This is a genomic window from Clostridioides sp. ZZV15-6388, assembly GCF_020657755.1.
Lineage (GTDB): Bacteria > Bacillota > Clostridia > Peptostreptococcales > Peptostreptococcaceae > Clostridioides.
Genome location: NZ_JAGWCU010000114.1, coordinates 1 through 437 on the forward strand (window position 1 = coordinate 1; position 437 = coordinate 437).

The following is a 437-nucleotide window of genomic DNA, read 5'->3' on the forward strand; positions in this document are numbered from 1 at the left end:
GATGAAGATTGCTATTAGATATTAAGTTTAAGTTTTCTAATCTATTTACTTTATTTTCTGTTATAGCTCTGCTAAAACCTCCAGAAGAAGTTTTATATGTTATATTATTTGAATCTACATCATCAGATATAAATAAGTACGAACTTATACTTGATGCATTTATATCTACATTATTTGGTACATATATTCTAATTTCTCTATAATCACGTGAAAACATACTATTTATAGATGTATTTAATAAGTGGTTGAAACTTCTTATCTTTTTAATTTTATTTTCAGATTTTCTTTCGCCTTTTACAACTAAAGTCTTATCTTGTAGGGTTACACTGTATTTGTAAAATTCATTATTCCCTCTTGTTGTCACACGCACATCTTCATTTGAACTTTTTCTTATCATAACATTTATATTGTCAACAGCTATATCTAACTTGTCAATC

General features: G+C 25.9%; 1 protein-coding gene. It reads right to left on the reverse strand.

Features of this window, described 5'->3' with window-relative positions; translation table 11 throughout:
- On the reverse strand, positions 1-437 hold a 437-nt coding region (locus KGF48_RS19985; RefSeq protein WP_227868503.1), incomplete at both ends, for a DUF4097 family beta strand repeat-containing protein.